Source organism: Solwaraspora sp. WMMB335 (assembly GCF_049179075.1).
In the GTDB taxonomy this organism is placed as follows: Bacteria; Actinomycetota; Actinomycetes; order Mycobacteriales; family Micromonosporaceae; genus Micromonospora_E.
This window is the reverse complement of sequence record NZ_JBMHMF010000001.1, coordinates 626,043-637,942: the sequence shown is the minus strand read 5'-3', so window position 1 is coordinate 637,942 and position 11,900 is coordinate 626,043. Positions and strand designations below refer to the sequence as shown.

General features: G+C 73.2%; 8 protein-coding genes. 4 read left to right on the top strand and 4 right to left on the bottom strand.

From position 1 onward, the window contains the following. Positions 1-40 precede the first annotated feature (40 nt). From rpmB to ACN27F_RS02680, 4 genes are all read left to right on the top strand, one after another. Positions 41-274 (top strand): 50S ribosomal protein L28, encoded by a 234-nt coding sequence (rpmB, locus tag ACN27F_RS02695; protein WP_421430964.1) that lies wholly within the window; start codon positions 41-43, stop codon positions 272-274. Continuing rightward, on the top strand, positions 274-441 hold the full coding sequence (gene rpmG, locus ACN27F_RS02690; RefSeq protein ID WP_421430963.1) for a 50S ribosomal protein L33: 168 nt from the start codon (positions 274-276) through the stop codon (positions 439-441). Before rpmB ends, rpmG begins: the two co-directional genes overlap by 1 nt. Continuing rightward, positions 441-746 carry a 30S ribosomal protein S14 gene (gene rpsN / locus ACN27F_RS02685; protein WP_421430962.1) on the top strand — a complete coding sequence of 102 codons (306 nt, stop codon included), beginning with the start codon at positions 441-443 and terminating at the stop codon, positions 744-746. Before rpmG ends, rpsN begins: the two co-directional genes overlap by 1 nt. A 124-nt stretch (positions 747-870) precedes the next feature. Next, a complete protein-coding gene (locus ACN27F_RS02680) occupies positions 871-1,173 on the top strand; it encodes a hypothetical protein (protein ID WP_421430961.1) in 303 nt (100 codons plus the stop codon). A gap of 72 nt (positions 1,174-1,245) precedes the next feature. Here ACN27F_RS02680 and ACN27F_RS02675 read toward each other — a convergent pair whose 3' ends face one another. From ACN27F_RS02675 to ACN27F_RS02660, 4 genes are read right to left on the bottom strand one after another with little or no spacing between them, the layout of a single operon-like run. Further along, complete coding sequence (locus tag ACN27F_RS02675) at positions 1,246-2,973, bottom strand: ABC transporter ATP-binding protein (protein WP_421430960.1); 1,728 nt, start codon at positions 2,971-2,973, stop codon at positions 1,246-1,248. Then, the gene (locus ACN27F_RS02670) at positions 2,970-4,781 is read right to left on the bottom strand and encodes an ABC transporter ATP-binding protein (protein ID WP_421430959.1); all 1,812 of its coding nucleotides are present in this window, start codon (positions 4,779-4,781) and stop codon (positions 2,970-2,972) included. The genes ACN27F_RS02675 and ACN27F_RS02670 overlap by 4 nt, the downstream gene beginning before the upstream one ends. Beyond that, positions 4,778-11,629 (bottom strand): amino acid adenylation domain-containing protein, encoded by a 6,852-nt coding sequence (locus tag ACN27F_RS02665; RefSeq protein WP_421430958.1) that lies wholly within the window; start codon positions 11,627-11,629, stop codon positions 4,778-4,780. The genes ACN27F_RS02670 and ACN27F_RS02665 overlap by 4 nt, the downstream gene beginning before the upstream one ends. Next, positions 11,626-11,898, bottom strand: coding sequence for a tautomerase family protein (locus ACN27F_RS02660; RefSeq protein ID WP_421430957.1), 273 nt, complete (start codon positions 11,896-11,898; stop codon positions 11,626-11,628). The genes ACN27F_RS02665 and ACN27F_RS02660 overlap by 4 nt, the downstream gene beginning before the upstream one ends. Positions 11,899-11,900: the final 2 nt, after the last annotated feature.

The window sequence follows — 11,900 nt, the reverse complement described above, 5'->3', positions numbered from 1 at the left end:
ACATCCTGTTGGAAACGATTGTCGTTGTAAAGTGAATCGCATGTCGAACATCTGTGACGTCACCGGCGCCAAGCCCAGCTTCGGCAACGCGGTGTCCCACTCCCACCGCCGTACCCGCCGCCGGTGGAATCCCAACATTCAGCGCCGCCGGTTCCGGCTCGCCGACGGGCGCACCATCCGCCTCAACGTGAGCACCACCGGTCTGCGGATCATCGACCGTGACGGCATCGACGCCGTCGTCGCCCGTCTGCGCGCCCGGGGAGTGAAGATCTGATGGCCCGAAGCACCGAGATCCGACCCGTGATCAAGATGCGCAGCACCGCCGGCACCGGCTACACCTACGTCACCCGCAAGAACCGCCGTAACAACCCTGACCGACTGGTGCTGCGCAAGTACGACCCCATCGCCCGTCGGCACGTCGAGTTCCGGGAGGAGCGCTGATGGCCCGCCGTAGCCTGGTCGAGCGGGAGAAACGTCGCGAGATCCTGGTCGCCCGCCACGCCGACCAACGGGCCGCCCTCAAGAGGCTGATCGCGGCCCCTGGCACCGGACCCGACCAGCGGGCCGAGGCGGTCCGCAAACTCGCCGCCCTGCCCCGTGACTCCAGCCGGATCCGACGCCGCAGCCGTGACGCGATCGACGGTCGCCCCCGCGGCGTGCTGAGTCGCTTCGGCCTGTCGCGGGTGCGTTTCCGGGAGATGGCGCTGCGCGGCGAACTGCCCGGCATCCGCAAGGCGTCCTGGTAACCCTCTGCGGCCGAACGACCCCGTGCCTGACAGCTGACCGGGCGGTTTGTCGCCGAATCCGGGAGAATCAGAGCTGCCTTCGTTACCGTTTATGGCATAGCGGGGCTTCGTCGTAGGAGGGGTAATGACAACCGCACAGACCCATCAGGAACACCCGGCGCACACACACCGACACGGGACGGACTGCGGGCATGTCGCCGTTCCGCACCAGGAACACGTCGACTACGTCCACGACGGTCACCTGCACCGTGAGCACCAGGGCCACTTCGACGAGTGCGAGCCCGGCGCTCACCAGGTGCACGACCACCACAACCACGAGCACCGCGACGGGTGTGGGCACGTCGCGGTGCCGCACGACGGACACGTGGACTACGTGCACGACGGGCACCGACACGCCCGGCACGAGGGGCACTGGGACGACCACTGAAACCGGCGGCCACCGGCACGGTGGCCGCCGGTTGCGTCCCTGCCGCCAACACACCAGTGACCGGGCACGTCGCTAGCGGTCGACGAGGCGCCATCCCTGCGTCTCGACGCGTTCCCGCCAGAACGACGCGTACAGGCCGGTCCGCTGGACGAGTTCATCGTGGGTACCCCGGTCGCTGATCCGCCCGTCGGAGAGCACCAGGATCTGGTCGGCGGCCCGCACGGTCTGCAACCGGTGGGCGATCACCAGGAGGGTCGCCCGGCGGGCCAGCGCGGCCACGGCCGTCTGCACCGCCGCGTCGGCTTCGGCGTCCAGCGACGCGGTCGCCTCGTCGAGGACGACGATCGGGGCGTTCTTGAGCAGCGCCCGAGCGATCGACACCCGCTGGCGCTGGCCGCCGGACAACGCCGTGCCGCCCTCACCCACCGGGGTGTCCAGGCCGGTCGGCAGATCGGCGAGGGCCTCGGCGAGACCGGCCTGGGCGGCGGCCGCGCGCACCTCGTCGTCGCCGGCGTCCGGCCGGCCGAGCCGGATGTTGTCGGCGAGCGTGCCCTCGAACAGGTACACGTCCTGGAAGACGAAGGACACCCGGGACGCCAGATCCGCGGCTGTCATTTCCCGGACGTCGACACCACCGACGCGTACCGCTCCGGCGTCGACGTCCCAGAACCGGGCGAGCAGCCGGGCCGCCGTCGTCTTGCCGGCACCCGACGGGCCGACCAACGCGGTCATACTGCGTTCGGGCAGCGTGAAACTGACCCCGCGCAGCACCGGCCGCCCGTCGTAGCCGAACCGTACGTCGTCGAAGACGACCTCGGTGCCGTCCGGTTGCCGCGGGTGCCGCGGTTCCGGCAGCGTGGCGGCCCGCAGCACCCGGTTCACCCCGGCGAGATGTCCGGCCGCCATCCGCAGCGAGGCGCCGAGTTCGGCGGCGGTGGCCAGCGGCTCGGTGAACCGGACGGTCAGCACCAGCACGGCGATCAGCGTCGCCGCGTCCAGCACGCCGCCGAGCGCGAGGTGGACCCCGAGCAGCAGCACGGCGCCGAGCAGGGCCCGTACGGCGAATCCGAAGGACACCAGGCCGACGACCGCGCGGCGCAGCAGGGCCCGGTCCGCCCGGCTCTGCGCCACCAGGGTGTCGTCGAGCAGGCGGTGCTCCCGGGCGGTTCGCCCGTACGCCCGCAGCAGTGGCTGTGCCTGGGCGAACTCGATGATCCGGCTCGCCGCGTCGTCTGTCACCCGGTGCCGGTCGGCGTCGGCGTGGGCGATGGCCCGGTTGCTCCAGCGCAGGATGAGCAGCAGCACCGGCGCGGCCACGGCGACGGTCGTCCCCAGTCGTGGCTCGACGACCAGCAGCGCCAGCACCACCACCAGTGGGGTCACCGCGGCGGTGACCACCGGCCGCAGCAGGTGCGCGGGCACGTTCATCAGCTGCAGCACGCTCTGGCTGGCCAGCCGGCTGAGCTCGCCGGTACGCGCCGGGGTGAACCAGCCCAGGGGCAACTGGGCGATCTTCTCGCCGAGCCGCTGGTGCAGCACCCGGGCCACGGCCTGCCCGGTGGCGAAGCCGAGGTACTGCCCCGACCAGGTCAGCACGGCATAGCCGGCGACCGCGACACCGAAGGCGACCAGCCAGGGCAGCGCCGCCGCAGGCCGATCGCCCAGCACCGCCCGGATCAGCGGCACCAGCAGGGCGTAGGCGACACCCTGGGCGGTGGCCGCCGCGACCAGCAGCACGAGCAACCGCCGTAGCGGCCCGGCCTGGGCGGGGCCGACGGCGCTGGACAGGGCACGGATCATGTCGACTCCCGAATCAGCTCGACCGGTGCCGACCGGCCGGTTTCCTGAGCCCACCACAACCGGGCGTACCGGCCGTCGGCGGCGAGCAACTCGTCGTGGCGGCCCCGCTCGACGACGCGTCCCCGGTCGAGTACGACGATCTGGTCGGCGGCGCGGACGCTGGCCAGCCGGTGCGCGATGACCAGCAGGGTGCGCTCGGCGGCAAGGGCGGACAGGGCCCGCTGGATCGCGGCCTCGGCGTGCGGGTCCGCGTAGGCGGTCGCCTCGTCGAGCACCAGCACCGGCGGATCGGCGAGCAGGGCGCGGGCGATGGAGATCCGTTGCGCCTCGCCGCCGGAGAAGGACACGTCGACCCCGACGACCGCGTCGTAGCCACGCGGTTCCTCGGTGATCCGGTCGTGGATGTGCGCCGCCTGGGCGGCGGCGGTGATCTCGGCGACGCTGGCGTCCGGCCGGGCCAGCGCGATGTTCTCCGCCACGCTGGCCCGCAGCAGGATGACCTCCTGCAGGACGAACCCGACCGTGCGGTGCAGGACCGCAGGGTCCAGATCCCCGACGGCGACCCCGCCGATGCTGACCTCGCCGGCGGTGGGTCGGTGGAAGCCGGCGAGCAGCCGGGCGACCGTCGACTTGCCGGCCCCGGACGGGCCGACCAGCGCGGTGACCGTGCCGGGGGCGAGTTCCAGGTCGACATCATCGAGCACCCGGTGCGTGCCGTCATAGGAGAAGCCGAGGCCGGTCAACCGCACGACGGTCCCGTCCGGCCGGCCCCGAGCCCGGCCCGGCGCGCCGCTGCCGTCGCCGCTGCCGTCGCTGTTGCCTTGGCTGTCACTGCCGTCGCTGTCGTCGCCGTCGATGAGCGCAGCGACCTCGGCTGCCGCGCCCAGGCCGGTCCGCAGGGCCTGTACCCGGGTGCCGATACCGGCCGCCGGCGCGGCCACCGCAGGGGCCAGCAGGACGAACGCGACCAGCGCCGACGGCGCGAGCTGCCCGCCGACGGCGGCGGGTACGCCGACGCCGAGAACGATCAGCAGCACGATGGGTGCGGTGACCACGAGCTGTGACGCGGTGGTGACGCCGGTGGTGCCGGCGGCCCAGCGGGCGAAGAATTCACTGAAGGCGTCGGCGGCCTGCCGGAACCGGCGGTGCGCGACGCCGGCCTGCCCGAAGGTCTTCAGCACGGCGATGCCGTCGACGAACTCCACCGCCGCGCTGTTGATCTCGCGTGCCGCCCGGCCGTACGCCGCCATCTTCGGTCCCGCGCCGGCCATCGCCCACCGGAACAGCCCGAGCCCGGCGGCCAGCGGCAGCACGCAGACCAGGGCGAGCCACCACGCCACGCCAACCAGGTACGCCAGCGCGACCAGCGGCGTCACGACCACCGCGGTCACGTCGAGCACCGTGTGCGCCACCAGGTAGTGCATCGCCTGCACGTCGTCGTGCACCACCTTCTTCACCTGGCCGGAACCACGGTGCGCGTACCAGGTCAGCGGAACCCGGCCGAGACGGTCGGCCAACGCCCGGCGTAGCCGTAGTTGCAGCGCGCTGTCGGCGAGATGGGTGACGACGTTCGCCGCGGTGGTGACCAGCACGGCGGCCAGCGCCGCGCCGACGCCGGCCAGGGCGACCGGCCACACCGGGTCCGAGGCGGTGGGGCTCAGCAACCGGTCGCCGATCTGCACCATGGCGACGAGCACGCCGACGCCGGCGGCGCTGGCCAGGGCCTGCAGCGCGATCGCGAGCGCCAGCCGGCCCCGGATCGGGCCGAGGACCGTCGTCAACGGTCGGGTTCTGTCGATGCGGGTCATAGTAGTCCGAAATCGTACTCGTTTTCATTAGTCTCCGGGGTCGCCGCCTCGACGGCCGCCGCCACCTCGGCCACGGTCGCCGCCGCCAGGAACCGCCGGACCGGGATCTCGACGCCGCACCGCTGGCGGACGGCCGTGAGCATCCGTAGTGCGCTGACGCTGTCCCCGCCGAGGGCGAAGAAGTTCGCCTCCCGGTCGGACACCGTCGTCTCCAGCAGGTCCTGCCAGATCTGCGCGACCGCCGTCTCCGCGTCGCCGGCTGGTGGCCGCCCGCGCGGCTCACCGCCGGCCGTCGCAGCGCGGTCCTGCAACGCCGTCCGGTCCACCTTGCCGTTGCCGGTGAGCGGCAGGGCGTCGAGCCCGGTGATCCGGGCCGGGATCGCGTACCCGGGCAGCCGTTCGCCGAGAAAGCGTCGCAACGAGCGCGCCACGCCCGACCCGTCGCCACCGGCCTCGTCGGGTCGGCCGCCACCGGCCCCGTCCGGTCGGCTGCTCCCGACCTCGACGAACGCGTGCAGCCGACGGGCGCCGCGCTCACCGACGACCACCACCACGGCCCGGCCGGTCCCCGGATGCGCCTCCATGGCGGCCTCGATCTCGCCGAGCTCCAACCGGTGACCACCGATCTTGACCTGATGGTCGACCCGGCCCAGGAACTCCAGTGTCCCGTCCGGCCAGTAGCGGCCCAGGTCCCCGGTGCGGTACCAGCGACCCGACCCGTCGGTGACGAACTTGCGCGCGGTCCGGTCCGGGTCGCCCCGGTAGCCGCGGGCCACCCCTCGGCCGCCGATCCACAACTCGCCCGCCACCCAGTCCGGCCGGTCGCGTCCGGCGTCGTCCACCACCCGGTACGCCTGGTTGGCCAGCGGGAGTCCGTACGGGACCGACCGCCAGTGCCCGGGCACGTCGGCCACCTCGATCGCATTGGACCAGATCGATGCCTCGGTGGCGCCACCGAGGGCGACCAGCCGGCACGCTCCACCGGTCCGGTCGGCCGTGGCGGCCCGCAGCCGGCCGGGCAGGTCCAGGCCCACCCAGTCGCCGGACACCAACGCCAGCCGCAGGCTCGCCGGTAGCGGACCGGGTTCGGCCGCCACCAGCAGCATGTCCAACAGCGTCGGTACGGTGTTCCACAGCGTGACACCATGCTCGGCGACCAGGCGCAGCCAGCGCGTCGCGTCGCGTCGCTCCTGTTCCGCGGGCAGCACCAGGGCGCCACCGGCACCGAGGACGCCGAAGATGTCGTACACCGACAGGTCGAAGTCGAGCGCGGACAGGGCGAGCATCCGGTCGTCGGGTCCGACGCCGAACCTCGTGGTGATGTCGGTGCAGGTGTTCGCCGCGGCGTCATGGCTGATCTCGACACCCTTCGGGGCGCCGGTGGAACCGGAGGTGAAGATGACGTACGCCGGGTCGTCCGGTCCGACCGGCACCGGCGCGGCCAACGGCGCCGCCGTGAGCGCGGCCTGCGGCGAGAGCGCCGGCAGCCCGCCGCTGTCCGCGGCTTCGGCGACGATCACCGCTACGGCGCCCGCGTCCCGGTAGATCCGCTCGCGGCGTAGCGCGGGTTGCTCCACGCCGACCGGAACGTACACCGCGCCGGCGGCGAGCACGCCAAGGGCGGCGGCCACCTGCTGCGGGCCCTTCGGCAGGGTGATCGCCACCGGGTCGCCCCGACGCACTCCGAGGGTGCCGAGCGCCCCCGCGACCCGCAGTGCCCGCTCGGCCAGCTCACCGTGGGTCAGGACGGCCCGTTCGCCGCTGGCCTCGTGCCAGATCAACGCGGAACGGTCCGGCGTGCGGCCGGCGGCGGCGAACGCGGCATCGTGTAGCAGCTGTCGGGGGACCGGCGTGGCGGTGGCGTTCACCCGGTTCCGGACCGCCCGCTGACCGGCCGGCAGCAGCGCCGGTAGCGGCGCGTCCCACGCCGTGCCGGCGAGCCGGTCGAGCAGCCCCAGGTAGGCGTCGAACATCGCGTCCAGCACCCCGGGCAGGAACAGCTCGTCGACACTGTCCCAGGTCACCAGCAGCCCTGAGCGTGACTCCAGCACCTGGTTGTCCAGGCACACCTGCGGCGACTGGGAGATGCCCCAGACCGGCTGCGGAAAGCCGACAGAGCGGTCCATCGACACCCCGTCGCCGACGCCGATGGCGCTGGTGAAGACCACCGGCATCGATTCCATGCTGCCGGTGGAGCGGGCCAGCTCACGCAGCAACCACGACGGGCTGATCTCGCGATGGTCCAGGTCTTCGCCCATCCGTCGGTGCAAGGCGGTGACGTCGGCCAGGAAGGTGCCGCCGGTCGTCGGCCGGTAGTCGGCCAGCGACAAGGTGGTGAAATCGCCGAGCACCCGGTAGATGTGCGGATGCGCGTCACGCCGGTTGAACAGGGTGAGAGTGACGGTCAGGTCGCGGCGGCCGCTCCAGGCGCCGAGCACCTCGGCGTACGCGGCGAGCAGCACCGTCGACGGGGTGAGCCCGTGCCGGCGGGCGCGGTCCCTGATCGCGGCCCACCGCTGCGGCGTCAGCCAGTGCTGCCGACGGGTGAACTGTGGCCGCGTCACCTCCGCCGGGTGACGGGTGGTCGGCAGCTGCGGTGCCGGCGGCAGACCGGTCAGCCGTTGCGTCCAGTAACGTTGGTCCTGCTCGACGACCTCGGGGTCCGGTGCGACCTGCAGGAGGTAGTCGCGAAACGACACCTCGATCGGTGGCAGGTCGGCCTCTGGCTGCTGGTAGAGCAGATCGGCTTCGGTGTAGAGCGTCATGATCGACAAGGCGTCGAAGACGATGTAGTCGAGTCCGACCGCGACCCTGGTGCGTACCTGTCCGGCCGCCCGGTAACGGACCGCCGCCAGGTCGAACAGCGGCCAGCGGGTCAGGTCGGTCAGCAGATGCGACCGCGTCGCCCGAAGGTCCGCCAACGCCGCGGCCGGATCGGCATCGTCCACGTCGACCAGCTCGATCCGTACCGGCGGCACCTGGGACAGGATCCGCTGGTTGCCGTCGGCGTCGAACACCGCCCGGAGCATCTCGTGCCGGTGCACCAGCCGCTGCCAGGCGCGTCGCAGCCGGTCCAGGTCGACATCGACGCCGTCGAACTCGATGTACTGCCAGGTGCCGACGCCACCCAGCGGCAGCCGGGGGTCGCGGCCCACGAAATAGGCGCGTTGGACGTCCGTCGGCGGGAACGGTTCGTGCCGGTGCGCCGGGTCGGCGACCACCACCGGGCCGGCGGCCGCCGACCCGGGCTGGGGTGCGGCGTCCAGCACCAGCCCGGCGGCGAAGTCCGCCAGCCGGGGGTTCGCGAACAGGGCGGCCAGCCGGGCCCCGCGTACGCCGCTGCCGTGCAGCCGGGCCAGCAGGCCGGTGGCGAGCAACGAGTCGCCACCGAGGGCGAAGAACGAATCCTCCCGGCCCACCCGCGGTACGCCGAGCAGTTCGGACCAGGCACCGGCGACCAGGGTCTCCAGCGCGCCCCGGGGCGGTTGCGTCAGCCGGTCACCGGTGCGTCGCCGCTGCGTGTCGGCGGCCAGCGCGGCCCGAACCGCTGCCCGGTCCACCTTGCCGTTGCCGGTCAACGGCAGCCGTGGCCACACGGTGACGGCCGCGCACCGCATGTGTTCGGGCAGCCGCTCGGCGAGCCAACCGTCCAGATCGTCCGGTGGCCCCGTCCCGGTGGCGCCGGCCGGTACCGTCACCACCGCGGACAGTCGCCGGGACGGTCCTTCACCGGCCACGACGACGACAGCCTGCTCGATCGCCGAGTGCGCGACCAGCGCCGCCTCGATCTCGCCGGGTTCGATCCGGTGACCGTGGATCTTCACCTGGTGGTCGGCGCGGCCGAGGAACTCCAGCGTCCCGTCCGGCCGGTAGCGGGCCAGATCACCGCTGCGGTACCAGCGCCGTCCGGCGTACCGGACGAACTTGTCGGCCGTCCGCTGCGGGTCGCCCCGATAGCCCCGGGCCAGGCTCGCGCCGCCGACCCACAGCTCACCGGTGACCCAGTCGGGCCGGTCCCGGCCGTCGGCGTCGGCCACCCGGCAGAGCACGTTGTCCAACGGCACGCCCCACGGCATCGACTTCCACTGCGGATCGACCTGTGCCACCTCGCACACGGTGGAGTGGATCGCCGCCTCGGTCATTCCGCCGAGGGCGAGGAACCGGCTGGTCGGGGCGACGGCCCGCAGCCGGTCCGGCAGGTCCAGGCCGATCTGGTCGCCGCCGAGCAGCACGGCCCGCAGCGCCGGTGCCGGCGGGCGTCCCGTCGGGACGTCGTCCGTCGGAACGTCGTCGGCGGCCGGCCGCGCGGTGGCGGCGGCCGGCCGTGCGGTGGCGGCGACCGGCCGTGCGGTGGCGGCGACCAGCAGCATGTCGAGCAGCGCCGGTACGGTGTTCCACAGGGTGACCCCGTGCCGGGTGAGAAGACGCCACCAGGCCGCCGCGTCGCGGCGCTGGTCCTCGTTGACGAGCACCAGTGCGCCCCCCGCGGTGAGCAGGCCGAACATGTCGTACACCGACAGGTCGAACTCCAGCGCCGACAGGGTCAGCACCCGGTCGTGCGGTCCGACCCCGAGGCGGGCGTTCAACGCGTCGATGGTGTTCATCGCCGCCGCGTGGGTCATCTCCACGCCTTTGGGCTCGCCGGTGGATCCCGAGGTGAACAACACGTACGCCAGCGCATGCGGGTCGGCCGGCACCGGGGTGGACGGTGCCAGCGTCGCCGCGTCGGCGACCAGCAGCGGCCGGGCACCGGCGGCCGAGACCAGGTCACGGTGGGCCGCGTCGGTGAGCACCACCCGCACCCCGCCGAGAGCGTGCAGCCGGCTGCGGCGGTGCGCCGGTTGGTCGACCCCGATCGGCAGGTAGCAGGCTCCGGCGGACAGCACGCCGAGCACCGCGGCGATCTGGTCCGCCCCCTTGGGCAGGGTGACACCGACCGGCTCACCGGGGCCCACCCCGTGGGCGGCGAGGAGCGTGTGCACCCGCGTCGCGGTGTCGGCCAACCGTTCGTAGCTGACCGTGCGGTCGCCGTCGACGAGGGCGCCATGCCCTGGCCGGACGGCGGCGTGCCGGAAGAAGCCGTCGTGCAGACAGCGCGCCGGCCGATCGAGCGCAGTCGCGTTGACCTTCTCCCGTACCGACGCCTGTCCGGCGGGCAGCAGCGCTCCGACCGGGCGCCGCCAGGCGGCGTCGGCGTCGACCAACGCCTCGACCAGTTCCCGGTACGCGGTGAAGGCTGCCCGCGCCACCCCGTCGGCCAGCACGTCGAGCCGTACGTCCCAGTTCAGCAGTAGCCCAGCGTCGAGTTCGGTGACCTGGGCGTCGAGCCACACCTGTGGACCCTGCGAGATGATCCACGACGGGGCGCCGAAGGTGTCCTGCAACGCCGCGTCGTAGATCTCGCCGAGGCCCAACGCACTGGTGTAGACGACCGGGGCGAGTACCGGCTGTCCGGCCCGGCGGGACAGGTCACGCAGCACCTCGACCCCGGCATAGGCGCCGTGGTCGATGGCGGCGTGCAGTGCCGCCTGCAGGTGCCGGGCCCGCTCGGTGAACGGCACGACACCGTTGGTGTCCACGCCGAGCAGCACCGAGCTGGAGAAGTCTCCGACCAGCCGGTCCACGTCGGGCACCAGCGGCTCCCGGGCGAACAGCGGGAGGTTGAGCAGGAACCGGCGGTCGTCGCTGAACGCCCCGAGGACCTCGGCGAACGCGGTCGCCAGCGCCGCAGCCGGCGTCACCTGGTGCCGTGCGGCCCGCTCCAACAGCGCCCGCTTGCGTTGCGGGTCGAGCCAGTGGTGCAGCCGCTCGCTACGTGCCGGCACGTCCGCACGGCCCGCGTCGGGGCGCAGCGGTAGCTGCGGGCCGCCGGGCAGCTCCGCGAGACGTTCGTGCCACCAGTCGCGTGCCCGGTCTCGGTCGGGCGCTGCCGTACGCCGGTGTTCGGCCAGGTACCGGGGAAAGCTCGACGTGACCGGTGGCAGTGGGTCGTCCGGATCCCGGTACAGCCGGCGCAGGTCGTTGAGCAGGATCCGCATGCTCAACGCGTCCGCGACGAGCATGTCGAGGTCGACGTGCAGCCGGGTGTCGCCGTCGGGCAGCAGGGTCAAGGCGACGGTGAGGACCTCGCCGTGTTCGACGTCCATCCGCTGGTGGGTGTATCGCTGCCGCAGCCGCGCCAGTTGTCGGGCCACCTCGTCCGGCGTCGCCGTCCGCAGGTCGTGCACGGTCAACGCCGGTCCGCCCCGGGCGGTGATCTGCTGCCGACCGGTGTCGTCGAAACGGGCGCGCAGCATTGCGTGCCGGGCGGCCAGCGCCGCCAACGCCCGTCCCATGGCCGGCGGGTCGACGCCGTGCCCGTCGAACTCGACGTAGAAGTGGGCGGCGACGCCGCCGAACGGCTGGCTGTCCTGGCGGCCGATCCAGTACGCGTACTGCATCGTCGCCAACTCGAAGGACGCCGTCGGGTCGGGCGGCTCGGGCACGGCGTCGTCGGACGGCACCGTGCCCGAGCCGGTGGCGACCTCGCCGGTGGCGGCCATGCCGGCGTCCGCCTGCGCGGGCCCGGCGGGCACCCCGAGGGCCGCCGTCCAGCCGGCCAGGGTCGGCGTCTCGGCCAACTGTTCGAAGGTGACCGGGTGTCCGGCCCGCCGCCATCCGGAGACCAGCCGGATCAGGGTGAGTGAATCCAGTCCGAGCGCGAACAGGTCGGCCTCGGGGGTCAGGTCGGCGTACTCGACGTTGAGCGCGGCGGCGACCGCCGCGCGTACCTGGTCGGCGCCCGGCGGGGCGGTGCCGCCGGTGCCGCCGGCGGCCTGGTCGGTGACGTGCCGGGGGGAGACCGTCATCGCGCGTCTCCTTCGCCGTGGCAGGGCCGCGTGCCGGTGGCCGCCTGGTCGTCGTCATCGGCCTGCGCCAAGGCGGGCGTCGGTGGTGTTCCCTGCACACCGCCGACGCCCCAGCGGGCCGCCGGCGCGCCGGTCAGCACCACCCAGGTCTGGGCGCGCGTGGGCTCACCGAGCACGTCGGCGACGGCATCGGTGAGCCGGGCGACGAGCGCCTCCTGCACGGCCGGGGTAAGCCGCTCTTCAAAGATGCGGACGTCGATGAAGGGCATGA